We start from the raw sequence: 24672 nt of genomic DNA, 5'->3' as shown, positions 1-24672 counted from the left end.
CGCTCCGCGTGGAGAAAGTCTGCTTAGGCACGTGCAAGTGCGCCGAGCACATTGCAGAGGTCGTCGACGCGGGGAAGGTCGGCGCTTCGCCAGCGCAACATCGCGTTGGCGTCGAAGCAATACACCTGCGTCGAATGATTCGCGATGTCGCCGAGAGGGCTATTGCTGCCCGAGAGCGCCACTCGCATCCGGTCTACATCCTTCAGTGCTGGCGTCGCGGCATTCCACGCCGGACCTGCCTGAAATCGCGCAAGCCAGGCGCGCAATGCCGAGGGTGAATCGGAAAGCGGATCGATTCCAACCGACAGCAATTGCACCGGACGATGAGCGCGGATTTGCGGAATCCGTTCCTGAACCGCGCTGAAAAGCGCGCCTTGCAGGGGACATACCGTGCCGCAGCCCGTGTATATCGTCTGCAGCGCGGTCACGCCCTGGCGGAGCACGTCGTTCAGCAGGCGCGTTCTGCCGGTCTGATCGACCAGCAAGGTGTCGCCGAGGTGAACCGGCGGCGTGACTAGTCCCAGCCCGCCATGCTGCGCAAACGAGAACGGGGACATTGCGCCCAGCGCGAGTGCAGCCATGTCGCGAAGCAGAGCGCGGCGAGTGAGGGCGGGAGCAAACGCACCCATGCCGGATGTCAGACAGTCGGGCATCTTTTTCTGGCTCACCGAAATCGCCCTCATCGACACGTTTTACGATCCCCGTTCCGGGGCATCACGGTGCGACTTGTACGTCGAAGATCCGGCCTGACAGGCGCGAGCAGAGGTGTCGCAGCCATGGCTCTTTTGTATTGCAATTTCTCTCGGACGAAGACTAGCAGTCCAAATCGGCAAGATCCGTTCTGGAGGATAAATAAATAGGTAAATATGTGCCCTCGGATACATACGCCTTAGGAATTGAAAGGGTTCTCGAAGCAAACGCGTCATTGCTGTCCTGATTCGAAATCGGCCGCGCACTTTGCATCCGAACGTTCGTTGGCGAGAAAGTCTTCTTTTTCTGTCACCATCCGGGGGCGCTCATGTTATTGCTTTGTTAGCATCGTCGTCGCTCCATGCGTTGCCCGTTCCGGCCCTTCCGGAGAAGGAGAATGCAAATGAATGCGCGTTTTTCCGCTTGTGCCGTCGCACTCGGCGCCGCGCTGATCGCGGCAATCATCGGCGCGTGCAGCGGCGGTGACTCCAGCAGCGAGTCGACATCGGCCGCCGCCAGCAGGGCTGCGTCGAGCGTATCGAAGGCAACGAGTGCGGGCACGTCGGCTGCCGGCAACCCGATGGACGTCGTCACCTGGCACAACGACATCGCCCGCACCGGCCAGCAACTCAACGAAACGATCCTCACGCCCGCGAACGTCAGTGCGAGCAATTTCGGCAAGCTTGGGTTCTTTTCCGTCGATGGCCTCGTCGATGCCCAGCCGCTCTTTCTCGCAGGCGTGCCGATCGCGGGCGCTTCGCACAACGTGGTCTACGTCGAGACCGAGAACGCGAGCGTCTACGCCTTCGATGCCGACAACGGCGCCGTGCTCTGGAAAGTTTCGACGCTCGGCAACGGCGAGTCGCCGAGCGGCGACCACGGCTGCACCCAGATCACCCCGAGGATCGGCATCACGGCGACGCCGGTCATCGACCGCACGCGCGGGCCGAATGGCGCGATCTATGTAGTCGGCATGTCGAGGGACGCTTCGGGCGGCTATCACCAGCGCATTCACGCGCTCGACGTCGCCACCGGCGCCGAGCTCTTCAACGGCCCGACGGAAATTCGCGCGACCTATCCGGGCAATGGCTCGGGAAGCCAGAACGGCACGCTCACATTCGATCCGGGCCAGTACGTGGAGCGCGCGGCGCTGCTGCTGCTGAACGGCACCATCTATACCGCATGGACCTCGCACTGCGATTTCCTGCCGTACACCGGCTGGGTGATGGGCTACGACGCCGGCACGCTCCAGCAGACAAGCGTGCTGAACGTGACGCCGAACGGCCAGATGGGCGCGATCTGGATGAGCGGAGCGGGGCTCGCATCGGACGGCGAAGCCATCTATCTGCTCGATGGAAACGGCACCTTCGATCCGACGCAAAACGAGCACGAGATGCCGATCAACGGCAACTACGGCAACGGCTTTCTGCGACTCAATCTCGGACCATTGCGGGTGCAGGACTATTTCCAGCCGTCGAATACGATGCAGGAATCGAATCAGGACGAGGATCTCGGCTCGGGCGGCGCGATGGTGCTGCCCGATATGGCCGATTCGACTGGCGCGGTGCGCCATCTCGCGATCGGCGCGGGCAAGAACAAGACGATCTACGTCGTGAACCGCTATTCGATGGGCAAGTTCGATTCGAACGCCGACCATATTTACCAGGAGCTCGTCGGCCGGCTCGGCGGGTCGGTGTTCGGCGCGCCCGCGTATTTCAACAACACGGTCTATTTCGGATCGGTCGGCGACAACATCAAGGCGTTCACGATCTCGAACGCCACGCTGTCGGGAGCGCCCACGAGTCAGACGGCGAACAAGTTCGGCTTCCCGGGCACGACGCCGAGCATTTCCGCGAACGGCACGGCGAACGGCATTCTGTGGGCGGCGGAGAACGGCACGATCGGTGTGCTGCGCGCGTACGACGCGACGAATCTCGCAAGCCAGCTCTACAGCAGCAACGACTTCGGCGGGCGAGACCAGTTCGGCCAGGGCAACAAGTTCATCACGCCGATGATCGCGAACGGCAAGGTGTATGTGGGCACGAGGAACGGTGTGGCCGTGTTCGGATTGTTGTCGAGATAGCGAGGGCTCGCCCGCCCGCTGAACAAAAAAAGGCCGCCTCGTTCAAGAGGCGGCCTACTTCCATCAACCCACCATCAGGCCTTCGGCGCAAGCCACGAGTCTTCGGCTTCGATACCGTCCGGCTCGTACGTCCACGTGATCTTCTCGTACGTGAAGGCGAGGTCTTCCATGTGGCCCAATTGCTTGTTGCTGGGGTCCAGCGCGTTCGGCGTCCACGACTTCATATTCGTCAGAATCGCGTTCGACAGCTTCACGGTGTAGTACTTCTCTTCCGTGCCCTTCGGCGAGATGCGATAGAACTCCAGCGACACGTCCTTCAACTGCTCGCCCGAGGTCAGCGCCTGAAACAGCTTGGGCGACGACTTGTCGATTTCCTTGGTGATCGTCATCGCGCCATGCACGCGTTTGCCCGTGGGCAGACCGGTTTGCGGGCTCTTCGGAATTTCGATGGTGTGATCGACGGCCTGGACGAGAATCTTTCCTTCGTGACCCTGAACTTTGTTCGAGCCTTCGATCTTGCCTTGGTTTTGGCCTTCGAGAGTGAGGTAGCACGGCATCGGCATGATTTGTTCTCCGGTTTGTTTGGCGCGTTTCGTTTAGCGCATGAGAGGTATTCTGTGGGCGCGCCGTTACGGTCGCGTTTCAGAAAAGCGGATTCAGGTTACGAATGAAACACGGGGCTCGCGCCGCTTCGGCGAAGCGTTTGAGCGCGGCCCGCTTGCATCGTGGACGTGAGCGCGCAGAACGCTCAGCTGAAGAACTTCCCGAGCGTGATCGTGACCGACTGCGTCGCCGTCAGCCCGATGGACGGATTCTGGTCGCAGACATCGTCGTAGGGGAAGGCGTAGGCGAGCGAGTTGGAGCTCAGTCGATGGAATAACTGCGCCCACGGATTGAAGACCAGTGTGTTTGGGTTGGCGATCTGATAGAAGGTCGCTGCGTCGTTCTTGCAGGTCGCATCGGCGAGCGTGTTAGACATCACGCCGCGGTTGAACGCGGCGGCCAGCATCTTCTGCACGTTCTTGGCGGCGTCGCTGCCGGTCGCGAGCGTATTCGCGCACTGCCAGACGTCATAGCTGGAGATGCCGGGCGTGCCACCGACCGTGAACGCCGCTGTGCCGCTCGCAGTCGAACCGGCGTAGAACGTCAGGCCGACACCGGATTGCACGATGCCGGTGTAGGTGCCCGTCGCGAGATCGGTGACGGACAGCGGCGTGGTGGCCCAGGTCTGATACCAGTTCTCGATGGTCTGGTCGAAATACGTCAGCAGCGAGCCGTTGTACTGGTTCTGCGCCGAGATGCTCTTGGGCGACAGCGCGCGCAAGGTGACTCTGCCGTTGACCGCGAGTGCCGCCGGAAAGGCGGACGGCGCGGGCACGCTCTGCGGCAGGTAGAACGCGGAGGGCAGCTTCGATACCGCCTCGAGGATCGACGGACGCGACGCATCGTACCGGCCTTGCTGCGCGCCGCCCGGCGTGCCGCTCAGCAACAGCGGAAAGCCGAACTGATCGACTTGCGTGGTGTTGCCGTTGAAATTGCCCTCGCTGTCGAACGAGAATTCGATCCAGTCGAACAAGGTGAGTGAGCCGGGACCGTCGACGGTCACCGGGGCGGTGTAAGCGCTGCTGCCGAGCGCCGTGAACGGCAGTTTCGGCACACCGACGGACAGATAAATGCGGCCGCTGAACGCCGCCGTGCCGGTGCCCAGACCCGGAATGCTCGTTGCATTGAGCTTCGACAGATCCAGCACGAAGCTCGACCCGACCGTGAGCGGAATGCTGTAATCGGCCCATGCGAGCGGATAGGTTTCTGCAAGCGCCGCGGCTTCGCTGCCGGGCAGCGCGGACGAGCCGGGAAACGTCTTCGAGGCGATCGTGTTGTCGGCGGCGCTCATCACGTGGGGCGTGCCGGTCGAGTCCACCCAGTACTGCGTCACGCCCGAGGTGAGACTCGTCTCGCCGATCACGTAGGCGTAGACGGCCGTACCGGCAGGCAAATCGGTTTGTGTGAGATCGAGCGTCAGCGGCGTCTTCGCGGTGGCTTGCATGCCGCCCGCCTGCGGCGCTGACGACGACGCAGTCGATCCCGACGCCGGATTCGAACTCGAACCGCCGCCGCATGCGGCGAGGAGGCCCGATGCCCCCATGCCGAGAAGAAAAGTGCGTCGGCTGATGCTTTTGGTCGTCATCTTCGGGTCCTTCATCGGAACATAGGGTTAAGGGCGGCACAACGCGCAGTTCATAAACTCATCGGGTTATCGGCATGCGAGGACGCTGGCTTGAGGCCTGGCGCGGATCGGAGCTTGCGTGTCCGGAAACCTTGCGCATGCGACATTGGAACGGCCCCGCGTCCGGTCGAGAATGGAATTTTCGAGGAGTGCGACGACCATGCCCTACCTGCAACTGGATGTATGCGGCCACTATTCAGTGGACGACAAGCGGCGCCTGGCGCTGAAGATGAGCGAGACCTACGCGCGGATGATGTCGGTGGACATCAGGCGTATCAGCGTCGCAATTCGAGAACTGGGTGATGGAGGTGTCTGGCGGATTCCCGAAGCCGGTGAAGAGCCCACGCCGGTCGCGGTGATGATGCTGGATATCAGAAAGGGCAGGGCGCCCGAACTGCGTATGGATGTGGCCAAAGCGCTTTGCGCGCATTGCATCGAAATTCTCGGCCTTCGTGAAGACCGGCTCAACTTCGAATTCACCCAGCATACCGGGGATGAAATGTATCACCCGGCACTCGGTGGCTATAGTCCGGAATGGACGCCCGGGGAACAATGAGGCGAGCGTCTCTAAGACGCGAGCGGCGTTATACCTGACGCCCGCTGTATGGTCTGGGGAGGCTGACCGAATGCACGCAGGAAGGCTTGACGCATGCGTTCCCGGTCTCCGAAACCCGTCTCTCTCGCGACGATCTCGATCGGGTGACGAGTCGTCTCCATCATCAGCCGGGCGGCTTCAACGCGAAGCCGCTCGATCGCCTTGGCGGGCGATTGACCCGTCTCCTCACGAAATACGCGGCTGAACTGGCGCGGACTTAGCCGTGCCGCTTCTGCCAGTCGCTCGACCGACAAATCGCTTGCAAGATTTTCGCTCGCGTAGGTGAGCGCCATCTGCACGCGGTCCGAGCGCGCTCCCATCTCCAGCAGCGCCGAGAACTGCGACTGGCCGCCCCCGCGTCGCTGATAAAGCACGAGCTTGCGCGCGACCATGCGCGAGGCCTCCAGCCCGAAGTCGTTCTCGACGATCGCGAGCGCGAGATCCACGCCCGCGCTCATACCGGCCGACGTCCATATCTGCCCGTCGACGACGTAGATGCGATCTTCTTCGAGTCGAATGTCCGGATACTGCGTCTGGAAGGCGCGCGCGTGGAACCAGTGCGTCGTTGCCCGCTTACCTTCCAGCAGACCCGCAGCAGCCAGAACGAACGCACCCGTGCAGATCGAAGCGATGCGCCTTGAGTGCCGCGGTGCTTGCCGAAGGTATTCCACCAGCGCAGCCGAGGGAAGGCGGCATTCGTTGTCGCCCGCCACGATCAGCGTGTCGTAGCCCTCTTTGGCAAGCGGTTCGGTGTGAACCGAAAACCCCTGGGACGAAGCGACCGGTCCGCCGTGCTCGGACACGATGGCGAACTGGTATGCCGCTTCGTCGCGGAGCAGGTTGGCGTATTCAAAGACGCTCGCCACGGCAAGCGCGAGCGACTGAAAATCTGGATAGACGAGAAGTCCGACGGTATGCACGATATCCCGCGAGTCATGGCCTGATTCATTGAAGGTAGCATGAACAGACAGCGGTGCGGTCCGTCCGTCGTCGAATCTGCGAATCGGGAGCAAGGACAGCCGATGGCTTGAATCATTGCATATATGGCATTGAGGTCGTCGACGGTCAAGGTCAGAATCCACTCCATGAACCGACACCCTGTTGGTTCAACCCACCCAAAGGAACGACCATGACTGCTTCTACGAAAGGTTTCGCGCTGATCACGGGCGCATCGGCCGGCATTGGCGCCATCTACGCAGACCGCCTCGCCAGGCGCGGTTTCGACCTCATTCTGGTGGCGCGTAACCAGACCCGACTGAACGCGCTCGCAGAGCGCCTCACGAAAGAGACGGGCCGCTCGATCGAAACCGTTGCCGCGGATCTCAACGACAAGGCTGCGCTCGCGAAAATCGAAAGCATGCTTCGTGAAGACCAGCGCATCACGATGCTGGTGAACAACGCAGGCGTCGGTTCGGTCGCATCGGTTCTCGACGGCAATGTCGACGCCATGGAATCGATGATCGGCCTGAACATCACGGCGCTGACGCGCCTTACCTATGCAGCCGCGCCTGCGTTCGCCGCAAGGGGCGCGGGCACCATCATCAACATCAGTTCGGTGGTCGGCATTGCGGTCGAACTGCTGAACGGCGTCTACAGCGCCTCGAAATCGTACGTGCTGAGCTTCGGCCATGCGCTGCAGCGCGACCTCGCGGGCAAGGGTGTGCGTGTGCAGACCGTGCTGCCCGCAGCGACGGCAACCGAGTTCTGGGACGTGGCGGGCTATTCGAAGCAGAAGGAAGCGGCGAGCACGATGACAGCAGACGATCTGGTCGATGCAGCGCTCGTCGGACTCGATAACGGCGAACTCGTGACTATCCCGACGCTGCACGATGGCGACGACTGGACGAAGTGGGAAGCGGACCGTCGCGCGCTGGCTCCCAGATTCGCGAATGCCAAGGCCGCTCCGCGCTACGCGTCGAGTGCCGGGACGGCCCGGTAATCGCGTCAATCGATGTTGCGGAAGCGATTGGCGCGCAAGGCTTTTCGGATAGCTGATTTCTTTTAGCTTATCGGCCCCGTTGTATCGCGACGGACCAGTTGGATGGGCAAGACATCGTGGACGGGCGCGCCCATTCCTCCGGCTCGAATGCGCTCGACGAGTCGGCGGGCGGCGGTGCGCGCCATTGCTTCAACGGGCTGCCGGATCGACGTCAATCCGACCAGAGGCGATCCAGCCAGTGGCATGTCATCAAAGCCGATGATCGAGAGCTGCTGCGGCACCGCGATGCCCTGTCTTTTGGCTGCTTCGAGCACGCCGAGCGCAATCGTGTCGTTGCCCGCGACGATGCCGGTGACCCGGTTATCGTCGCTCAGCATCGCGATGGCGCTGGAATACCCCGCCTCGCTGGTGTAGTCGCAATGAATCAACGGCACCGATTCCGGCGCTACGCCCGCTCCTTCGAGCCACTGCAAGGCCCCTTTGACGCGGTCTCTGCTTGTCGACGTGTTCTGCGAACCCATGATCAACCCGATCCGGCGATGACCCAGTTGATAGAGATGCTCGGCCGCGAGGGCGCCGGCGTGAACGTTGTCGACCTCGACCGTGTCGACCCTCACATCATCGACAGACCGAACGACGAGTACAAGGGGAATGCCGCGCCTTTGCATCTCTGCCACCACGGGTGAGTCGAGCGTCGCGGTGGCAAAGATCATCCCATCGAGATAGCCGTCGATCAGCGGCCGAAACGCGAGCAGGTTCTCCGAGTCGTTCATCGAATCGATCATCAGCGTGATCTGGTAGTCGTACTCCTGCAGAGCGTCATGGAGATGCGTCAGCAACAAGGTCATGAACCGATTGTGCAGCGCGCCGACCACCACCCCGATCAGCTTGGTCGCTGACTTGCGCGTGGATCGACCTTGTGAGGGCAGTCGATATCCCATTTCGGCTGCGACCGCCTGCACGGCGCCACGGGTATCGCTACTGATGGCGGGGTGTCCCGCCAGTGAACGCGACACGGTGGACACCGAGATGCCGAGGCGCTCGGCAACGTCCTCGAGGCGGACTTTCGAAGCCTTCGAGCGAACTGAAGAGCGGCTGGTGGTTTGCATAAATTTGCATTGTGAGGTTGTACAGGAGAGGCGCCGATCGCGCCGTGGATGCGGGATTCTAGGGTAAGTGTGGAGCATTTGCGCAAATTTTGCAGAAAAAATTGCGCTACATTTGCATCAACGCAGCAAGCCTTCCAACCTCCGAGTCACGCTGCTCCTCGGTCACCCCGCAGAAAGGAAATGCAAATGGCAATCCAATACTTGAAGCATGGTCGTAGCGCGGAAGCGTCCTCGCAAGACGCCGCCAAGGTTCGTGACGTGGTCACCGGCATCCTCGCCGATGTTGCATCGCGTGGCGACACAGCAGTCGCCGAACTCTCGGCGAAGTTCGACAACTGGTCACCGGAGAGCTTCCGACTGTCGGAAGACGAAATCGCGAGCTGTGTTCGCACGCTGTCTCCGGGGCAGCTCGACGACATCAAGTTTGCGCAGGCTCAGGTGCGCAACTTCGCCCAGGCACAACGCGAGTCGATTCGTGACGTCGAAATCGAGACGCTGCCGGGCGTGGTGCTGGGCCACAAGAACATGCCGGTCGACAGCGTGGCATGTTACGTCCCTGGCGGAAAGTTTCCCTTGGTCGCCTCGGCACACATGGGTGTCGTGACGGCGAAGGTGGCGGGTGTTCCCCGCATCATCACCGCGTCGCCGCCGGTCGGTGGCAAGCCGAATCCGGCAGTGGTCGCCGCCATGCACCTCGGCGGCGCAGACGAGATCTACACGTTCGGCGGTGTCCAGGCCATCGCCGCGATGGCGCTCGGCACGCAGACGATCGACCCGGTCGCCATGGTGGTTGGACCGGGCAACGCCTTCGTCGCGGAAGCGAAGCGCCAATTGTTCGGTCGCATCGGAATTGACCTGATCGCAGGGCCGTCTGAAACGCTGGTGATCGCCGACGACAGTGTCGACGCGGAACTGTGCGCGACAGATCTTCTGGGTCAGGCGGAGCACGGCTTCAACACGCCGGCCATTCTCCTCACGAACTCGCTGCAGTTGGCCAAGGAGACCATCGCGGAAGTCGAACGCCTGCTCGAAATTCTGCCGACGGCAAACACGGCAGGGGTTTCGTGGCGCGACTACGGCGAAGTGATCGTGGCGGACACGCTCGAAGAAATGGTCGCGGTGGCCGATCGCATTGCATCCGAGCACGTTCAGGTGATGACGCGCGACCCTGATTACTTCCTGAAAAACATGAAGAACTATGGTGCGCTCTTTCTCGGCGCGCGCACCAACGTTGCGTACGGCGACAAGGTCATCGGCACGAATCACACGCTTCCGACTGGCAAAGCCGCGCGCTACACAGGTGGGCTGTGGGTCGGCAAGTTCATCAAGACCTGCACGTATCAGAAGGTGCTGACGGACGAAGCGAGCGCGCTGATCGGCTCGTATTGCTCGCGACTGTGCGCCATCGAGGGCATGATCGCGCACGGCGAGCAAGCGAACATCCGCGTGCGCCGCTTTGGCAACCGCGATGTGCCGTACGGCACGGCTGTTCCTGCGTAACTGCCGCCACGGAGACGCTCATGACACGGACCACGCCACGGCCTCGAAGTGATTTTCACTGGTTTTGCCAGGTCAACACCCAGTGGAACGACATCGACATCTACGGGCACGTGAACAATGCTGTTCACTACACGTGGTTCGACACGGCGGTCAATGGATGGCTCGTCGAACGAGGCCTCCTGGACCCTGTTCGCGGTGAGGCTGTTGGTCTGGTCGTACGCACGAGCTGCGAGTACTTCGACGAGGTCGTTTTTCCGGACCTCGTAACCTGCGGGCTATGCGTAAGCAGAGTAGGGACGACCAGCGTGACGTACGAGATCAGTCTCTTCAGAAACGACCGCGATCAGTCGTTCGCGCATGGCACGTTCGTTCACGCCTATGTCGACCGTCGCACGCGAAGGCCCGTGCCGCTGTCCGAGGAACTGCGACACGCGGTCCATCAGATTATCGTGCGCCGCTGACGTGCTGCAGCGTCTCCAGTGCCTCCAGAAGCACGTTCTTGGCCGGCCCCTTCAGGTACTTCTTGAGTTCTCTCTCGACTTGAGCCTGCGCCGCGCGCCAGTACGGTTCGGCCTCTTTCAAGACACGGGCACCTGTGAGGCTGAGCTTTGCCAGTTTGTAGCGCGCATCTTCATCGCTCGATACCTCGACCCATCCCGCGTCGATCAGTAACTTGATGTTGCGCGAGATCGTCGTCTTGTCGAGCGACAACTCGGCCGCAATCTCGTTGTAGGTCGCCGAACCAAGGCGGTCGAGCCCACGCAACAGCGTGAGCTGCGTGATTTTCAGACCCACCGGTCGCAAAGCGTCGTCGTAAATGCTCGTCAGGGCATTCGCCGAGCGCCTGAACTGGGTGCAATAGCATTCTGTGAACATCGACAATCCCTCTCGAAAGATTGATCAGTGTATATGCAACAATCGTAGCACTTCGGGACAAGACACGTCGAATCAATGAAAGAGGAGGGTGGTTCGGGTTCTCACTAGGTTGAAGACCCGCCGAATCTAACTAGACTGTTGCATATACATCAGTTGCGGGTACATCTACATCGGACCGGTACTGGTATGACGGTCCGGAGCAGCGAGTCAGAAGGGTAGGAAGGAACCGAGGCATGGCACGCATTGTCGTGGCCATCGGTTTTGCGCGGAAATGCCGCGCTCATATAGATGTATATGCAACAGAGTGATTTACCTGGCGCGAAACGGTAATGGCGCTTCTCGAAAATTGCATACGTATTCGCGCTGTACTGCCTACTGCACACCTTAACCAGCCTCGAAGGAGTTATCGAAAATGCCCATCATCGTTTGCAACACGCGCGCCGGTCTGGACGCCGACGTCAAGCGCAAGATCGCCAAGGCGATCACCATCGCCGTGAACGAGACCATCAAGTCGCCGCTCGAAATCATCAGCGTGGTCTTCAATGATTTGTCGTCCGAAAGCAGCTACGTGGGTGGAGAACCGGGCGGCGACACGCTCATCATGTGCAATATTCGCGCGGGTCGATCTGACGAGGCAAAGCTCACGCTGGTCAGGAAGGTGAGCGCGATTTTCAGCGACTATGCGGGCATATCAGAAGACCGTATTGAGGCGGGCCTGCTCGAATACAACCCCAAGTTCATCATCCGCGGCGGCCAGCAGCTGCCCGACCCTCCCTACGCGTGATCGACAGCATCCCTGATACAAGCTGTAGACAGGTTCATAAATCTTTGCATACCTATGCATTAGGAGACGGGTTTGGATACCAAGCGCTCGACTGCGGCAGGGCATTCTTCACCGAAGATGTTGACGATCGCCATCGCCAGTTTTATCGGAAGTGCCATTGAGTGGTTTGACTTCTTTCTGTACGGAATCACCTCGGCACTCGTGTTTGGCAAGCTGTATTTCCCTGGTGGAGATCCGTTGACCGGGACGCTTCTGGCCTTCGGCACGTTCGCGGTCGGGTTCGTCGCACGACCATTCGGCGGTATCGTCGCGGGCCACCTCGGCGACCGTGTCGGGCGCAAGTTCGTGCTGGTCACCACGCTGCTGGCAATGGGCATTTCGACCACGCTCATCGGACTCGTGCCGTCATACAACAGCATCGGACTTGCTGCGCCGCTTCTCCTGATCCTGCTGCGCATCGTGCAAGGGTTGGCCGTAGGCGGCGAATGGGGCGGGGCCGCGCTGATTGCTGTCGAACATGCAAACCCGAACCGGCGCGGGCTCTATGGCAGCTTCCCTCAGATGGGACTTCCCGCGGGGTTGTGCATGGCGGTGGGCGGGATGGAACTGGCCAGTCGCCTGCCCGAAACGGAGTTCCTCGCGTGGGGTTGGCGTGTTCCGTTCCTGTTCAGCGCGGTACTTGTCGCGGTTGGTCTCGTGATCCGACTCCGCATCGAAGAGCCGCCTGCGTTCAAGAAGGTGCTCGACAGCGATGCAACCGTCAAACTTCCGATCGTCGAAGCGGTACGAAGGTTTCCGAGAGCGATCTTGTTGTCCGCTGGGCTTCGTTTTGCGGACAACATCCTGTACTACGTGTTCACGACGTTTGGTCTGACCTACATGACGAGCCACCTGGGCTTGCCGCGGAAAACGGTCCTCGTCGCCATCCTGATCGCCGCAGCGCTCGAATTGCTGACGAAGCCATTCTTCGGCGCGCTATCCGACAAATTGGGTCGAAAGCAGGTGGTCGTCTTTGGCGCACTGGTCGCGGTGGTGGCGCCGTTCCCCTTCTTCCACATGGTAGGCACGGGAAACCCGACGATGATCCTGCTCGCGGAGATCATGGTGCTCACGATTGCTCACGCTGCCGTGTTCTCTCCGATGGCCGCATGGTTCGCCGAAATGTTCGCCCCGGAGGTGCGTTACAGCGGAGTGACGATCGGGTTCCAGTTGGGCGCATTGGTCGCGGGTGCGCCGACGCCATTGATCGCTACGGCGCTGCTCGCGAAGTACGGCGACTACACACCCGTGGCCATCTTCGCAATGGTTGCGGCAGGGATCACGCTCGTCTGTGCGCTGTTCGCAAGGGTCGCCAGCGATCGCAACGCGCCGTCAGTAGCCAGCTTGATCCCGGCAGGCAATACGCGTGAAGGTTGAGCCGCGATCCGTCAAGACGCGACGAAGAAATGAAGCAACTTTCGACTAACGGCATGCCCGAGAAGAAGCGACCACGGGAGCCCAGGCGTCCCGTCACCGGTCATGAAGTCGCTCGATTCGCGGGCGTTTCACAGTCGGCGGTGTCTCGCGTCTTCACACCCGGCGCGAGCGTCTCCGACCGAACGCGTGCGAAGGTCGCCGCCGCAGCGACCATGTTGGGTTATCGGCCAAACCTCATCGCAAGTTCGTTGATCACGGGAAAGTCGCGCATTGTCGGCGTCGTCGTACCGGGTTTGAACAATCCGTTCTACGCCGCTCTGATCGATGCGCTGTCGGCGGCGCTTTCCGTGCGCGACTATCGCGTGATGCTGTTCACAGCACGGCATGGGACGTCTGCCGACCCGATTCTCGAAGAGATCCTGCGCTATCGGCTCGATGCGCTGGTGCTCGTATCAGCGCAACTCTCCTCACGTCTTGCGGAAGAGTGTGCGGAGGTCGGCCTGCCTGTCGTGATGGTCAATCGAAAAACGGATAGCGACGTGGTATCGAGCGTGACAGGGGATAACCGGGCGGGCGCGGCCTGCATTGGTTCCTTTTTACTCGCTGGTTTGCATCATCGCTTCGCGTTCATGGCTGGCCTCGATTCGTCATCGACCAGCCGTGACCGGGAGGCAGGGTTCTGCGAGCGACTCCATCGTGCGGGCGCCGTGCCACCGATCAAGGTCCACGGAAGCTACACCGTCGAGGACGCCGCTCGCGCCACTCGAGAGCTTCTTGAGGCTGACACGCGACCAGACGCCATCTTTTGCGCTAACGACCAGATGGCGATGGCGGCGATCGATGTCGCGCGCAGCGAGTTTGGTCTCGACGTTGGCAGAGCGCTTTCCATTGTGGGTTTTGACGACACACAGCTTGCAGCCTCACCTGCGTATCGCCTCACCAGCTTCTCACAGCCCTTGGACGAGATGGTGGACAGCGCTGTTGCGATACTCGTCGATGCCTGCAGTGGACGTGAATCATCGGCTGGATCACGCATCGTCAGTGGTCAACTCGTCGTGCGCGACTCTGCTCGCCTTCCTCCGAATGGGTTGTCGCAAGTCGGCGGGCGCACGGTGTGGATGCAGCCAGTGAAACAATCAATCAACCGCATTTGAAATCCGGGAGGAACATATGTCTAACGGACTTTTTAGTCTCGATGGTAAGACCGCTGTTGTGACGGGCGCAGGCCGTGGCCTTGGCGCAGATATCGCCTCGATGCTCGCCGGGTCCGGCGCGCACGTCTATCTGCTGAGCAAGGAAGCAGGGGGGCTGGACGAAGTGGCTACTCGCATCCATCGAAACGGTGGCACTTGCACTCCACTGGTTTGTGATCTTCTGAAGGATGAGCAACTGGAGCGGGCATTCGCTGAACTGCCCAGGCTGGACATCCTTGTCAACAATGCGGGCACCAACATCCCGTCGCGACTCGCGGACGTCAAAACTTCAGATCTGGACTTCGTGATCGGCCTGAACGTCAGGGCGACGTTTCTGGCAACGCGCGCGGCCGTTCTGAAGATGCTCGAAGGCGACGCGACCGGTGACCGCGCCATCATCAACATATCGTCGCAGATGGGGCATGTGGGCGCGCCTGATCGATCCGTCTACTGCATGACGAAGCACGCGATGGAAGGGCTGACGAAAGCGGCGGCAGTCGAGCTTGCGCCGAGGATACGCGTGAACTCGGTGGCACCGACGTTCGTCGATACACCGATGACGCAGCCGTTCTTCGAGAACGAGCAGTTCAGGCGCTGGGTCTTCGACCGGATTCCGATGGGCCGTCTGCTCGAAAGTGAACAGGTGGCTGCGGCGGTGCTGTATCTCGCGTCTCCCGCCGCCGCAATGATCACCGGTACGAGTCTGCGTATCGACGGAGGATGGACGGCGCAGTAGCGTTCGTCCTTAACGAGGCGCAAGCGGACTCCTTGCGGAGTCCGCTTGATCGATAAAACGAGAGGCAGATTTAACTCTGACTGCTCCAGAGGTCGTCAACCGAGCGAATCGCCAGCAAGTAGCCGTTCGCGCCAGCCCCGCAGATCACCGCGGTGGCGGCCACCGAGATCGTCGAGTGACGGTACTCCTCGGAGCGACGGTGAATGTTCGTGATGTGCACTTCCACCACCGGACGGCGGATCAGCTTGACTGCGTCGAGCACCGGAATCCGTCCGAAAGAAAAGCCGGCCGGGTTGATGATCAGCGCCGCATCCTGCAGGAACGCTTCCTGAATCCAGTCGATCAGTTGACTCTCGCTGTTGGTCTGACGGAAAACGCAGTCGAACTTGAGATCCTCGGCGAGCGCGAGACAGTTCTGCTCGATATCCTTCAGCGTGGTGGTGCCGTACAGGTGAGGCTCCCTCAAACCCAGCATGTTCAGGTTGGAGCCATTGAGAATGTAGAGTTTGCGAGTCATGGTTTCAGTGTGTAGCGCTACGTTCGAGGGCGGTGCCTTTGGTTTCCCGCGACGTCGCGATCATGAGGAAGGAGAGCAGGTTCAGCGAGCCGCAGACCGCCACGATCGCCCACGGTGAACCATGAAAGGCGTTGAGCAGCGCCACGGCGACGATCGGCATCGGCCCGCCGGTGAGCAGGTTGGCGCCCGAATAGGACAGTGCGGACCCCGTGTAACGCGCCTCGGTCGGGAAGGACTCGGCGAACCACACGGGCTGGATGCCGCTCTGGAACTGCGTGAAGCCGAGGAAGGCGCCCATCACGGCCATCGTCATTGCGACCGAGTGCTGGTTGAGGATCGGAAAGTAGATCAGGCAGCAGATCAGCGTGCAAAACGAGCCGATCAGCAGCGCGCGTTTGCGCCCGATCCGGTCGCTCAGATAGCCGCCTGCCAGCGCGCCCACGATGGCGCAGACATTGGCGACCATCAACAGCATGAAGCCGGTCTGTTTGGGCACGCCGAGGTTCTTGGTCAGATAGCTGAGCGAGAACACCACGATCAGGTAGAACAGCGCAGCCGGGCCGCAGAAGAACAGCGTCAGGCGCAGCGCGGTTCGCCAGTGAAACTTGAACACGATGCCGAGCGGATTCGCGGCGCGCGCACCTTCGCCTTTCTTTTTGAGCGCCTCGAAGGCCGGCGTCTCGCTGACTTTCATGCGGATATAGATGCCCAGCAGCACGAGCACGAAGCTCGCGAGGAACGGGATTCTCCATCCGAACGATTCGAAGTCGTCGGCCGAAAGCAGAGCGGACAACGCAAAGAGGGCGAAATTGGCGAGGATCTGGCTGAGCGGCGAGCAGATGCCGAGCAGGCCCGAATACAGGCCGCGTTTCGTCGCGGACGCGTGTTCGACCGCCATCAGTTGCGCGCCCGTCGATTCCCCGCCGAGCGCGAAGCCCTGAATGATGCGCAGCGAGACCAGTAGCGTCGGCGCAAGAATGCCGACTTGCTGGTAAGTGGGAAGCAGCCCCATCAGGAACGACGACGCGCCCATCACCGAGACCGTAACGAGCATCAGGTTGCGGCGTCCCCAGCGGTCGCCGAGCATGCCGCAGATCACCGCGCCGAGCGGACGAGCGGCGAGCCCCGCCCAGAAGCTCGCCAGCGACGCGAGCAGCGAGGCGGTCGGATCGAGCGATGGAAAGAATAGCTTCGGAAAGATCGTGGCAGCGACGACGCCGTACAACGCGAAGTCGAACCATTCCAGCGCAGTGCCGACGGTGGCGCCCGCTACCGCACGACGCGCCATCTGGTGAGCCTGTGCGGATCGTTCGCCCGCGGCAAGGTTTGGGTCAGCGATAACTGACATGGGTGTCTCCTGGATTCTCGGTATGTCGTAACGTTCGCGTCTCGTGGCGAACAGATGCTATTGTTTGCGCTCCGAAAGCAAAGCGTTCCGCACCGGAACTGCATTTCATATCACGAAATTCGATCGATCATGTCGCTCAAGAATGGCCTGAGAATGCTCGATTTCCTCGCGTCGCAAGGTGAAGGCGCGGGGCTGGTCGACATCGCGGATGCGTTGGGCATTCCACGCAGTTCGTGCCATCGCGTGCTCGCCGAGCTCATCGAGAGCGGTTACGTGAGGCAATTGACCGATCACAGCCGCTATATCCTGACGATGCGTATGACGTCGAACGGCCTGGAATTCCTGAGCCTGACCGGCCTCGCGGATATCGCCCAGCCGATCATCGAACGCGTCGCGGCGCACACGGGCGAGCTGGCGCGGCTGTCGCTGGTCGACGGTGACGCGATCATCTGGGTGGGCAAGGCGGATGGACAGCGCACCGGCTTTCGTTACGATCCCGACATGGGCCAGGCGGCGCGGCTTTCATGCACATCGACCGGACACGCGTGGCTCATGACGATGACCGACGAACAGGCGGCTGCGCTCGTCCTGAAGCAGGGCTTCGGACAGCCGAACGAGTTCGGTCCCAATGCGCCAACGACACTCAAGGCGCTGCTGGGTTTCCTGCACGCCGCGCGCGTGCGCGGCTACGCGATGATCGACGAGGTTTTTGCGCCGCGCATGTCGGCGGTCGCGACGCCCGTTGTCAGCGGCTCGCGTTGCGTCGGCGTCATCAGTCTGGCGGGTCCGCGGGTGCGGCTGACGGTCGAGAAGATTCACGAATACTCGGTTCTCCTGCGAGAGGCGGCCAACGAACTGGCCCAGTTGAGCAATCTGGCCGGTTTCCCGAGTCGGCCGCCGCTCGGCAAGGGATGAGCCGGAAGAGACACAAGCGATCCGGAATCCTAATTGCCATCACAGGTAACAGTAGTGGAGAATCGAGAATGGTCGAGAGGAGCGACATGGTGTTCGCCGCCAAGACGAGCTGACTGGGCCTTACAGCTTCTACTCCTGTAGAAACAGAACGCGCTACTGGCCTCCAAAATAGAGTTGCTTCATTTCCTCCGTCGACGCCGGGCGCGTGATGATACGAGAGCCGGATGCAGATGAGCCTGGGGTGATTCCACCATAAGCGGTTGCGCCGTTCTGGCTCGAAACGCGCGCTTCTGCAGTCTGAATGTCTCCCGGATAATTCGCGTCATCACCTTTGGCCGGGTCATATCCGGCCTGCTCCAACTGCTGCAGTTCAGCGCGTACCTGCGCACGCGTGGGTGTCGCGTCCGTCTGCGAGAGCGCGGCAATGGGCAACGCAAGCGCCGACGCTACGGCGATTGCCATCGCAAATGATTTCATGGTGACCTCCTTGAGATGCCAGGATCCCGTGGCCGATGCATGCTTCGGTTACTGGCAATCGAAGTCTATGCGGTCAAGCCTTCAACATCGATACGAGCTGTCTGCGCGGAGCAAACGTTTTCTTACGCCACGCGAATAAAGCGTCGACAAAACGCTTTCTTTTAATGCCTCGTTCCTTGCATCTTTCGGCGTTCGAATGTGGGGCGGACAACATTATGGTTACAAGTAATTACGGAGAATCCGTTCCGTCGTACAAATACAAAAAACGAAACGCTTAAGACAGAACGTCCGAAAACCTCACCATAGCGGTCATGGACATACGGGGAAGTCATGCAGCGAGAGAAGAACAATCTGCGCCTGAAAGCGTGTGTCATTGCGGTGTGCATCGGGGCGTCTGTTGTCACTACGCATTCAAGTGCGCAGGATGCGGAAGCGCCTCCGGATGCACGCATCAACGCGACGCCCCAGGCACAACCGCTTATTTCGCTGCCCAGCACGCCGACGCCCAGTCCCGTCGGCAACACGACGGCGCAGCCCGCCCCGAGTGGCGCGCCTCTTACGCCGCGCGGCACGGTGAACGCAGCGTCGTCGCTCGACAAGAGCGCCACGTTGTCCGGCACGCCGCGCGCCCGCACCGCGGACATCGAAGGCAAGCAGCCGCTCGCCGACGAACTCGGCGGCGTCGTGACGACCGATACGGTGACGCTCGCGGGGCAGGACTTCTACACCTGGTTCGCGCAGGCGTGGGGCACGATTCCCCTGTCCGAGCGTTACATCGTCTCGGTTCACGAGCGTCCTTCCGCGCGCTACGGCAGCCTCGTGTGGGTCGAATACAACCAGCGCCGCGTATTTCAGGCGTTCCTGCCGATTGCCCGCTCGAACGTGAAGCCGGTGGCGGAAGGCGCGGCGCAGATCGCTTTTCAGAATGTCATGCAGGCGGACCTGACCCGGCTGCTGTTCCGCGACGCCGACATGGCCACGGACGAACTATAAAAACGCATCACAAAAAATAAAGCAGTAAGGCCAAAAACCTACGGGGAATCACGATGAAAACGAATGCGCTCCTGCAACGCGCGCTGCTCGCTTGCGCGCTGACGATACCGCTCGCCGCGAACGCCACCTCGCTCGTCTATGAGCCGGTGAATCCGAACTTCGGCGGCAATCCGCTGAATGGCCCGAATCTGCTGAACGAGGCGAATGCGCAGAACAAGTACAAGGACCCGTCGACCGCCAGTCTCGGCACGGGCAACCAGTCGACGCTCGATCAGTTCAACACGCAATTGCAGCAGGCGATCCTGTCGCGCGTCGCGTCGTCGATTTCGAGTTCGATCGTCGGCACGGACGGCACGCTTCATCCGGGCACGATCAACACGGGCAACTTCTCGATTGCGATCTCGCAAGTCACGGGCGGCAATCTGCAAGTGACGACGACCGACAAGACCACAGGCGCATCCACGACCTTCATCGTCGGCAACGGCCAGTAACGCGAGAGCACACACGCAATGAACAAGAATGCTTTCAGGACCGCTGCGATGGGCGCTGTCATCGTCGCGTCGGCGCTGCTCACCGGTTGCGTCACCACGCCGATGCCTTCCGCCGGCAACGCCACGCTCACACCGCCGACGCGCGTCACGCGCGACCTCACGCATCTGCCGTCGCCCAAGGGCAGGATCGTCGCGGCGGTGTATGGCTTTCGTGATCTGACCGGCCAGTACAAGCCGTCGCCGGACAGCTCGTTTTCGTCGCAGGTGACGCAGGGCGGCGCGTCGTTCCTCGTCAAGGCGATGCGCGATTCCGGCTGGTTCACGCCGGTCGAGCGCGAGAATCTGCAGGACCTGCTGACCGAGCGCAAGATCATGCGCGCGCTCGAAACGCCCGACGACAAGAAGAACGCGATTCCCCAGATCGGCGCGCTGGCGCCCGCGAGCATCGTGCTCGAAGGCGGCATCGTCGGGTATGACACCAACATCCGCACGGGCGGCGCGGGTGTCGCGTATCTGGGGATATCGGCGTCGCAGCAATATCGCGTCGATCAGGTAACGGTGAACCTGCGCGCGGTCGATATCCGCAACGGCACGATTCTGAACAGCGTGTCGACGACCAAGACCATCTATTCGATTCAGATCGATACGGGCGTGTACCGCTTCATCGGCTTCAAGGATCTGTTGCAGGCCGAAGCCGGCATGACGCGCAACGAGCCGCAGCAGCTTTGCGTGAACGAGGCGATCGAATCGGCGCTCGTGCATCTGATCGTGCAGGGCGTGGCGAACCAGACCTGGGCGCTCAAGGACATGAAGGACTGGTACGACCCCACGATGCAGCGCTACCTGCAGGAAAACCAGGGCTACGCGCAGACGATGGAAGACGTGAATCCGCCGTATAGCCCGGTGAAGATCGATCCGCCGAAGACCATCGGCAGCTGAATCGGCTGCCGAATGGGTAGCCAAGCGAAACTGAACAGGAGGAGACCAGCATGAAATCACTGCGCGCCTCGAAAGCCGCGCTGTGTGCAGCGCTCGGCGCGGCCGTATCGCTCGCGGTGTATGCCGCCGATCTATCGTCGGTGTCGGATTTCGGCCCGCCCGAGCCGGGTTTCGGTGGTGCGACACAGGTGGCGCGTGTATCGCAGCAGGGCACGGCCAACCGGTTGAACGCCGTCCAGGCCGGACATAACGGCCTGATGGCGAATCAGATGGGCATCGCCAATGCGGCGGCGACGGCGCAGGCGGGCAACGACAACTGGACGGTGCTGCAGCAAAGCGGCGTCGCCAACCAGTACGCCGGGTATCAGGCGGGACAGTACAACCGTTCGATCGCGGTGCAGAACGGCAGCGGTAACGAAGCAACGGTCACGCAGATTGGAAACTCGATGTCGTCGCAGGTGACGCAGCTCGGCGCCAACAATGAGATTTCCATCCTGCAGAGCCGTAATGGCTCGGGACTGTCGGTCACGCAGACCGGCGGTGCGAGGGCGGCAGTCCTCATGAAGTAGGCAGTGATCCATCCCGGTGATATGCCGGGGCGAGGGGACCAGGAAGTTTGATTTCAGTGTGAATGTGGTGGGTAGGGTGGAATCGGTCGTCGGCGGGGGCTGGCGACCTTTAGGGTTACGAATTGCTGTAAATAAAACATCAATCAACGAGGCATAAAAATGAAAGTCAAGGCAATCACTATCGCTATGGGTTTGGCAACACTGGCTTCGACGTCGGCATTCGCTGATTCGAGCTTCGAAGGCGCAACGGTCAACCAGTTTGGCAATGGCAACACCGCAGGTGTGACGCAGACGAATTCGCACAACGACAAGGTGAACGTGCTGCAAACCGCGGACGGCGCGAACGCCAGCGTCAGCTCGGACGCGGGCGGCTACAACGTCACCGATATCAAGCAGACCGCGAACGGCAAGGGTGCGTCGAAGCTGAACGCGACCGTCACGCAAAAGCAGACGGTCGGCGAGAACACGACGGTCCGCCAAAACGGCAACAGCCTCACCGCGACGATCTCGCAAACGTCGTCGATGTACGACACCGATACCGTCAAGCAAGCCGGCAAGAACGCGACGGCTTCGATCACCCGCAACGGCTCGGCCTACAACACGGTCAACATCGATCAGGGCACGGGCATGACCTCGGGCCAGACCGACGGCGCCAAGGCGACGGTCACGCAGACCAACACGGTCGCCAACACGGTCGACATCCTGCAAGGCAACAAGGCGGGCATCGCGACGATCGAGCAGCGTGACGGCGGCTACAGCCATGCGCGCGTCGAGCAAACGGGCGGTGGCACGGACGCGACGATCGAGCAATGGTCGGAAGTGGGCGATCACGCGTCGATCAAGGAAAGCGACGCGGCACGTTCGCGCATCCACTCGGAATACGGCGGCAACAACACCAATACGATCGTACAGAGCGGCGCGAACGCACCGCACTACGCTCAGATCAACCAGAGCTTCGCCACCAACGATACGACGACGATCATCCAGACCGGCTCGCAATACAACGAAGGCTATGTCGACCAGATCCGTTCGTCGAACGACACGGCGCTCCTGATTCAGGACGGCGACACCAACAAGGCAGCCGCGCGCCAGAACTACGGAAGTGGCAACACCGTCATCGCCGCACAAATCGGCGGGCACAACAAGATGGATCTGACGCAGCAGGCCGCGTTCGAATCCACGCTGCTGGCCGGCCAGCTCGGCGGCTACAACGACATCAAGGCATCGCAGTCGGGCGCGAAGGAAGATCTGACCATCGCGCAAGTCGGCGACCTCAACAGCGCGAACGCTTCGCAAGCGGGTTCGTACAACACGGCATCGATCACGCAAGTCGGCTTCGCCAACACGGCTACGACGTCACAAAGCGGCGTGGGCAATGCGACGGTCGTCAATCAGGCCGGTGCGTTCAACAAGGCGAACATCGTTCAGAAGTAAGCACGACGACGGTTTGAGCCACTTACGGGCGGGGAGCGGCTTTCCAGGCTGCTCCCCGCCCGTCTTTTCGTTGAGGGCTACCTTTGTGGCATTCCATTGATATGAGCCCGACGAGCTTTCAGAAGCAGGACGGACTACAGCTTCACCAGAAGCCAAGCATCTTCCACCAGAGGCTGCCGACCACCGCGAAGATCAGCAGCTCCACCACACACATCACAAAACCGACGCGCCACCAGGTACCCATCGTGACGTAGCCGCTACCGAAGATGATCGGCGAGGTGCCCGTCGCATAGTGGGTCAGCGTCATCATGATCGCCGAGCCGGCCGCCATCATCAGCATGAACGGCGCCACATATTCAGGTGGTATCAGATGCACCCCGACCGTCAGGAAGGCGAGCATCATCGCACTGATGTGCGCTGTCGTGCTGGCGAACAGGTAGTGTGAAAGAACGAAGGCCAGTACCAGGATCGTGGCAGTGGCGCCCCAGCCGATGCCGCTGGCAACGATCGCGCCCTTCATGGCTTCCGAGAACCAGGTGATCACGCCTTGCTTGTTCAGTTGCTCGGCCAGCATGATCAGCGCGCCAAACCACACCAGCGTGTCCCAGGCGCTCTTCTCCGACAGCACATCGTCCCAGTCAATGGTGCCGGTGATGATCAGCAGGAACAGGCCGACGAAGGCGACCACTGTCGGATCCAGGACGAACGACGGACCGAGCACCATCGCCGGCACGTCGGCCCAAAGCAGCAGTAGCAGCGCGAAGGTCCCCGACATGACCAGTTCCTTCGGTGACATGGGACCCATCTTAGCCAGTTCGGCGCGGGCGTACGCTACTGCATTGGGTGTGGCATGGATTTGCGGCGGCGCCAGCACATAGATCACAAGTGGCATGACCAGCAGGCATAGCAGGCCGGGCAGCAGCATGCACAGCGCCCAGCTCGTCCAGGTCAGATGCAGGCTCTGATTGGTCGCCTTGGCGATGTAGTCCACCACCAGCGGATTGGGCGCGGTGGCGGTCAAAAACATCGCCGAAGTGATCGGGTTGGCGTGATAGTTGACCATCGCGAGGTAGGTGCCGACCTTGCCCTCGGTGCCCTTGGCCGGATCCGAGTCGAACGCGTTGGCTATCGACTTCATGACCGGATGCACGATACCTCCACCGCGCGCGGTATTGCTCGGTGTGAACGGCGCCAGCACCAGTTCACAGACGGCCAGACCATAGCCGATGCCTACCGTGCGCTTGCCGATCAGTGAGATGAATATCAGGCCGATGCGGCTGCCCAGGCCAGTCTTCTTCAGCCCGCGGGAGATCAGGATGGCCACCACGATCAACCAGATCAGCGGACTGTCGAAGGCGGTAAGCGCATCGGCGATCGCCCCCTTGGACGAGGTCGACGTCACCTGTGACAGCGAGAGAACTACGATTGCCATCACCGCCATGACCCCGATCGGCATGACCTTTAAAATGATCGCGACGATTGTTGTCAGAAATATGGCAACGAGGCCCCAGGCCTTGGGCTTCAGCCCTTCGGGCACGGGTAACAGCAGCAATGTTACAAGCACGGCCGTTGTGATCAGCGCGGGGCCAAGTCGGAACGGAACAACGCTGTTGAAATAGCGGAACGTCGCTTTTAGTCTCGTGAGCATTCTGCGATCCTTCCCGGAATAGTTGTTCGCGTCCGCTGGAACATAGTTCAGGGAGGTCCATTTGGCAATGGGCAGCTTGCCTCTCCCGCGCTTTCATGAAGACGAGACGCTGAACTGTCGTGACGTACACGCGCATACATACTATTCGACGGGTGACGGAAGGAAACGCAATGCGTACAGCGAGGCGCTGCAT

Annotated in this window: 25 protein-coding genes; 15 read left to right on the top strand and 10 right to left on the bottom strand. The window is 61.0% G+C overall.

Annotated elements, in window-relative coordinates; genetic code table 11:
• Nucleotides 1-23: 23 nt before the first annotated feature.
• Nucleotides 24-653, bottom strand: a complete 630-nt coding sequence (locus BTHE68_RS22665) for an SCO family protein (RefSeq protein ID WP_162069146.1) — start codon at nt 651-653, stop codon at nt 24-26.
• Between the two features lie 440 nt (nt 654-1093).
• Between BTHE68_RS22665 and BTHE68_RS22660 the strand changes: the two genes are divergently transcribed.
• Complete coding sequence (locus tag BTHE68_RS22660) at nt 1094-2773, top strand: PQQ-binding-like beta-propeller repeat protein (protein ID WP_162068552.1); 1680 nt, start codon at nt 1094-1096, stop codon at nt 2771-2773.
• 74 nt (nt 2774-2847) lie between these two features.
• On the opposite strand, the gene BTHE68_RS22655 is transcribed toward BTHE68_RS22660, so the two are convergent.
• Together BTHE68_RS22655 and BTHE68_RS22650 are read right to left on the bottom strand one after the other, a co-directional pair.
• Complete coding sequence (locus tag BTHE68_RS22655; RefSeq protein WP_162068551.1) at nt 2848-3336, bottom strand: Hcp family type VI secretion system effector; 489 nt, start codon at nt 3334-3336, stop codon at nt 2848-2850.
• 185 nt (nt 3337-3521) lie between these two features.
• On the bottom strand, nt 3522-4961 hold the full coding sequence (locus tag BTHE68_RS22650) for a beta-1,3-glucanase family protein (protein ID WP_162068550.1): 1440 nt from the start codon (nt 4959-4961) through the stop codon (nt 3522-3524).
• A 199-nt stretch (nt 4962-5160) separates the two neighbouring features.
• Here BTHE68_RS22650 and BTHE68_RS22645 point away from each other — a divergent pair, with 199 nt between their 5' ends.
• A complete protein-coding gene (locus BTHE68_RS22645) occupies nt 5161-5556 on the top strand; it encodes a tautomerase (protein WP_162068549.1) in 396 nt (131 codons plus the stop codon).
• Between the two features lie 11 nt (nt 5557-5567).
• On the opposite strand, the gene BTHE68_RS22640 is transcribed toward BTHE68_RS22645, so the two are convergent.
• Nucleotides 5568-6515 carry a GlxA family transcriptional regulator gene (locus BTHE68_RS22640; RefSeq protein ID WP_162068548.1) on the bottom strand — a complete coding sequence of 316 codons (948 nt, stop codon included), beginning with the start codon at nt 6513-6515 and terminating at the stop codon, nt 5568-5570.
• Nucleotides 6516-6724: 209 nt separating this feature from the next.
• Between BTHE68_RS22640 and BTHE68_RS22635 the strand changes: the two genes are divergently transcribed.
• The gene (locus tag BTHE68_RS22635) at nt 6725-7534 is read left to right on the top strand and encodes an SDR family NAD(P)-dependent oxidoreductase (protein WP_162068547.1); all 810 of its coding nucleotides are present in this window, start codon (nt 6725-6727) and stop codon (nt 7532-7534) included.
• 62 nt (nt 7535-7596) lie between these two features.
• Here the strand turns inward: BTHE68_RS22635 and BTHE68_RS22630 are convergent, their stop codons facing one another.
• Nucleotides 7597-8643 (bottom strand): LacI family DNA-binding transcriptional regulator, encoded by a 1047-nt coding sequence (locus BTHE68_RS22630; RefSeq protein WP_162068546.1) that lies wholly within the window; start codon nt 8641-8643, stop codon nt 7597-7599.
• A gap of 186 nt (nt 8644-8829) precedes the next feature.
• Here BTHE68_RS22630 and hisD point away from each other — a divergent pair, with 186 nt between their 5' ends.
• Together hisD and BTHE68_RS22620 are read left to right on the top strand one after the other, a co-directional pair.
• Nucleotides 8830-10143, top strand: a complete 1314-nt coding sequence (gene hisD / locus BTHE68_RS22625) for a histidinol dehydrogenase (RefSeq protein WP_162069145.1) — start codon at nt 8830-8832, stop codon at nt 10141-10143.
• A gap of 20 nt (nt 10144-10163) precedes the next feature.
• Nucleotides 10164-10604, top strand: coding sequence for an acyl-CoA thioesterase (locus BTHE68_RS22620; protein WP_162068545.1), 441 nt, complete (start codon nt 10164-10166; stop codon nt 10602-10604).
• Here BTHE68_RS22620 and BTHE68_RS22615 read toward each other — a convergent pair.
• Nucleotides 10588-11019: a MarR family winged helix-turn-helix transcriptional regulator gene (locus BTHE68_RS22615; RefSeq protein ID WP_162069144.1), complete on the bottom strand. Its 432-nt coding sequence runs from the start codon at nt 11017-11019 to the stop codon at nt 10588-10590. The genes BTHE68_RS22620 and BTHE68_RS22615 overlap by 17 nt on opposite strands.
• A gap of 412 nt (nt 11020-11431) precedes the next feature.
• Here BTHE68_RS22615 and BTHE68_RS22610 point away from each other — a divergent pair, with 412 nt between their 5' ends.
• The 4 genes from BTHE68_RS22610 (at nt 11432) to BTHE68_RS22595 (ending at nt 15148) form a co-directional block, all read left to right on the top strand.
• Nucleotides 11432-11803 (top strand): tautomerase family protein, encoded by a 372-nt coding sequence (locus tag BTHE68_RS22610; RefSeq protein WP_162068544.1) that lies wholly within the window; start codon nt 11432-11434, stop codon nt 11801-11803.
• A 72-nt stretch (nt 11804-11875) separates the two neighbouring features.
• Nucleotides 11876-13219, top strand: a complete 1344-nt coding sequence (locus tag BTHE68_RS22605; protein ID WP_232078083.1) for an MFS transporter — start codon at nt 11876-11878, stop codon at nt 13217-13219.
• 29 nt (nt 13220-13248) lie between these two features.
• Nucleotides 13249-14373, top strand: a complete 1125-nt coding sequence (locus BTHE68_RS22600) for a LacI family DNA-binding transcriptional regulator (RefSeq protein ID WP_197919730.1) — start codon at nt 13249-13251, stop codon at nt 14371-14373.
• A gap of 16 nt (nt 14374-14389) precedes the next feature.
• Nucleotides 14390-15148, top strand: a complete 759-nt coding sequence (locus BTHE68_RS22595) for an SDR family NAD(P)-dependent oxidoreductase (protein ID WP_162068543.1) — start codon at nt 14390-14392, stop codon at nt 15146-15148.
• 70 nt (nt 15149-15218) lie between these two features.
• Here the strand turns inward: BTHE68_RS22595 and BTHE68_RS22590 are convergent, their stop codons facing one another.
• Nucleotides 15219-15665: a type II 3-dehydroquinate dehydratase gene (locus tag BTHE68_RS22590; RefSeq protein ID WP_162068542.1), complete on the bottom strand. Its 447-nt coding sequence runs from the start codon at nt 15663-15665 to the stop codon at nt 15219-15221.
• Between the two features lie 4 nt (nt 15666-15669).
• Nucleotides 15670-16953 (bottom strand): MFS transporter, encoded by a 1284-nt coding sequence (locus BTHE68_RS22585; RefSeq protein WP_162069142.1) that lies wholly within the window; start codon nt 16951-16953, stop codon nt 15670-15672.
• A 189-nt stretch (nt 16954-17142) separates the two neighbouring features.
• Between BTHE68_RS22585 and BTHE68_RS22580 the strand changes: the two genes are divergently transcribed.
• A complete protein-coding gene (locus tag BTHE68_RS22580; protein WP_162068541.1) occupies nt 17143-17928 on the top strand; it encodes an IclR family transcriptional regulator in 786 nt (261 codons plus the stop codon).
• Between the two features lie 153 nt (nt 17929-18081).
• Here the strand turns inward: BTHE68_RS22580 and BTHE68_RS22575 are convergent, their stop codons facing one another.
• Nucleotides 18082-18405, bottom strand: a complete 324-nt coding sequence (locus BTHE68_RS22575; protein WP_162068540.1) for a DUF4148 domain-containing protein — start codon at nt 18403-18405, stop codon at nt 18082-18084.
• A gap of 330 nt (nt 18406-18735) precedes the next feature.
• On the opposite strand from BTHE68_RS22575, the gene BTHE68_RS22570 reads away from it, so the two are divergent.
• The 5 genes from BTHE68_RS22570 (at nt 18736) to BTHE68_RS22550 (ending at nt 22831) form a co-directional block, all read left to right on the top strand.
• Nucleotides 18736-19398, top strand: a complete 663-nt coding sequence (locus BTHE68_RS22570) for a CsgE family curli-type amyloid fiber assembly protein (protein WP_162068539.1) — start codon at nt 18736-18738, stop codon at nt 19396-19398.
• A 53-nt stretch (nt 19399-19451) separates the two neighbouring features.
• Complete coding sequence (locus BTHE68_RS22565) at nt 19452-19889, top strand: curli assembly protein CsgF (protein WP_162068538.1); 438 nt, start codon at nt 19452-19454, stop codon at nt 19887-19889.
• Nucleotides 19890-19907: 18 nt separating this feature from the next.
• Nucleotides 19908-20828, top strand: a complete 921-nt coding sequence (locus BTHE68_RS22560; RefSeq protein ID WP_061180519.1) for a CsgG/HfaB family protein — start codon at nt 19908-19910, stop codon at nt 20826-20828.
• A 50-nt stretch (nt 20829-20878) separates the two neighbouring features.
• Nucleotides 20879-21397 (top strand): hypothetical protein, encoded by a 519-nt coding sequence (locus BTHE68_RS22555; protein ID WP_162068537.1) that lies wholly within the window; start codon nt 20879-20881, stop codon nt 21395-21397.
• 159 nt (nt 21398-21556) lie between these two features.
• The gene (locus tag BTHE68_RS22550; protein ID WP_162068536.1) at nt 21557-22831 is read left to right on the top strand and encodes a hypothetical protein; all 1275 of its coding nucleotides are present in this window, start codon (nt 21557-21559) and stop codon (nt 22829-22831) included.
• A gap of 142 nt (nt 22832-22973) precedes the next feature.
• Here BTHE68_RS22550 and BTHE68_RS22545 read toward each other — a convergent pair whose 3' ends face one another.
• Nucleotides 22974-24479, bottom strand: a complete 1506-nt coding sequence (locus BTHE68_RS22545; protein ID WP_162068535.1) for a DASS family sodium-coupled anion symporter — start codon at nt 24477-24479, stop codon at nt 22974-22976.
• Nucleotides 24480-24672 lie beyond the last annotated feature (193 nt).

Source organism: Burkholderia sp. THE68 (assembly GCF_009938265.1).
Classification (GTDB): domain Bacteria; phylum Pseudomonadota; class Gammaproteobacteria; order Burkholderiales; family Burkholderiaceae; genus Caballeronia.
The sequence above is the reverse complement of the archived record's forward strand: the minus strand, read 5'-3'. Positions and strand labels throughout refer to the sequence as shown.

What these genes read in the sequence shown, in the direction of transcription:
- BTHE68_RS22585 (WP_162069142.1), bottom strand. Translation starts at nt 16,953, where the DNA reads ATGGCGCGTCGTGCGGTAGCGGGCGCCACCGTCGGCACTGCGCTGGAA.
- BTHE68_RS22580 (WP_162068541.1), top strand. Translation starts at nt 17,143, where the DNA reads ATGTCGCTCAAGAATGGCCTGAGAATGCTCGATTTCCTCGCGTCGCAA.
- BTHE68_RS22600 (WP_197919730.1), top strand. Translation starts at nt 13,249, where the DNA reads ATGAAGCAACTTTCGACTAACGGCATGCCCGAGAAGAAGCGACCACGG.
- BTHE68_RS22650 (WP_162068550.1), bottom strand. Translation starts at nt 4,961, where the DNA reads ATGACGACCAAAAGCATCAGCCGACGCACTTTTCTTCTCGGCATGGGG.
- BTHE68_RS22615 (WP_162069144.1), bottom strand. Translation starts at nt 11,019, where the DNA reads ATGTTCACAGAATGCTATTGCACCCAGTTCAGGCGCTCGGCGAATGCC.
- BTHE68_RS22655 (WP_162068551.1), bottom strand. Translation starts at nt 3,336, where the DNA reads ATGCCGATGCCGTGCTACCTCACTCTCGAAGGCCAAAACCAAGGCAAG.
- BTHE68_RS22620 (WP_162068545.1), top strand. Translation starts at nt 10,164, where the DNA reads ATGACACGGACCACGCCACGGCCTCGAAGTGATTTTCACTGGTTTTGC.
- BTHE68_RS22610 (WP_162068544.1), top strand. Translation starts at nt 11,432, where the DNA reads ATGCCCATCATCGTTTGCAACACGCGCGCCGGTCTGGACGCCGACGTC.
- BTHE68_RS22630 (WP_162068546.1), bottom strand. Translation starts at nt 8,643, where the DNA reads ATGCAAACCACCAGCCGCTCTTCAGTTCGCTCGAAGGCTTCGAAAGTC.
- BTHE68_RS22570 (WP_162068539.1), top strand. Translation starts at nt 18,736, where the DNA reads ATGCAGCGAGAGAAGAACAATCTGCGCCTGAAAGCGTGTGTCATTGCG.
- BTHE68_RS22565 (WP_162068538.1), top strand. Translation starts at nt 19,452, where the DNA reads ATGAAAACGAATGCGCTCCTGCAACGCGCGCTGCTCGCTTGCGCGCTG.
- BTHE68_RS22635 (WP_162068547.1), top strand. Translation starts at nt 6,725, where the DNA reads ATGACTGCTTCTACGAAAGGTTTCGCGCTGATCACGGGCGCATCGGCC.
- BTHE68_RS22665 (WP_162069146.1), bottom strand. Translation starts at nt 653, where the DNA reads ATGCCCGACTGTCTGACATCCGGCATGGGTGCGTTTGCTCCCGCCCTC.
- BTHE68_RS22545 (WP_162068535.1), bottom strand. Translation starts at nt 24,479, where the DNA reads ATGCTCACGAGACTAAAAGCGACGTTCCGCTATTTCAACAGCGTTGTT.
- BTHE68_RS22595 (WP_162068543.1), top strand. Translation starts at nt 14,390, where the DNA reads ATGTCTAACGGACTTTTTAGTCTCGATGGTAAGACCGCTGTTGTGACG.
- BTHE68_RS22660 (WP_162068552.1), top strand. Translation starts at nt 1,094, where the DNA reads ATGAATGCGCGTTTTTCCGCTTGTGCCGTCGCACTCGGCGCCGCGCTG.
- BTHE68_RS22555 (WP_162068537.1), top strand. Translation starts at nt 20,879, where the DNA reads ATGAAATCACTGCGCGCCTCGAAAGCCGCGCTGTGTGCAGCGCTCGGC.
- BTHE68_RS22560 (WP_061180519.1), top strand. Translation starts at nt 19,908, where the DNA reads ATGAACAAGAATGCTTTCAGGACCGCTGCGATGGGCGCTGTCATCGTC.
- BTHE68_RS22645 (WP_162068549.1), top strand. Translation starts at nt 5,161, where the DNA reads ATGCCCTACCTGCAACTGGATGTATGCGGCCACTATTCAGTGGACGAC.
- BTHE68_RS22575 (WP_162068540.1), bottom strand. Translation starts at nt 18,405, where the DNA reads ATGAAATCATTTGCGATGGCAATCGCCGTAGCGTCGGCGCTTGCGTTG.
- hisD (WP_162069145.1), top strand. Translation starts at nt 8,830, where the DNA reads ATGGCAATCCAATACTTGAAGCATGGTCGTAGCGCGGAAGCGTCCTCG.
- BTHE68_RS22590 (WP_162068542.1), bottom strand. Translation starts at nt 15,665, where the DNA reads ATGACTCGCAAACTCTACATTCTCAATGGCTCCAACCTGAACATGCTG.
- BTHE68_RS22550 (WP_162068536.1), top strand. Translation starts at nt 21,557, where the DNA reads ATGAAAGTCAAGGCAATCACTATCGCTATGGGTTTGGCAACACTGGCT.